At 68.7% G+C, this 425-nt stretch carries 1 protein-coding gene; it reads left to right on the forward strand.

The window, feature by feature from the left end; all coding sequences use genetic code 11:
• On the forward strand, nt 1-425 hold a 425-nt coding region (locus tag FVA95_RS29475; protein WP_149666954.1), incomplete at both ends, for an AMP-binding protein.

Raw genomic sequence — 425 nt, forward strand, 5'->3', positions numbered from 1 at the left:
GAGCGGCTCGGGGAGATCCTCGACGCGTCGGGGGCGGCGCTGTTGGTCACCGATTCCACCGTCGCGGCCCGCTTCGACCCGGGTGTGCCGCAGGTGCGTCTGGACGAGGCGGGTCTGTTCGACGGTGTCCCGGACACGCCGCTGACCGATGAGGAGCTGGGTGCTTTCGCGCCCGGCACCCCTGGCCGGCTCGACCATCCCGCGTATGTGATCTTCACGTCGGGGTCGACGGGGAAGCCGAAGGGTGTCGTCACCCCGTTCCGTGGGTTGACGAACATGCAGGTCAACCACCGTCGGGAGATCTTCGCTCCGACGATCGAGGCGGCGGGTGGTCGGGTGCTGCGGATCGCGCACACGGTGTCCTTCGCGTTCGACATGTCGTGGGAGGAGCTGCTCTGGCTGGTCGAGGGCCACGAGGTCCACGT

Source organism: Pseudonocardia sp. EV170527-09 (assembly GCF_008369905.1).
Lineage (GTDB): Bacteria > Actinomycetota > Actinomycetes > Mycobacteriales > Pseudonocardiaceae > Pseudonocardia.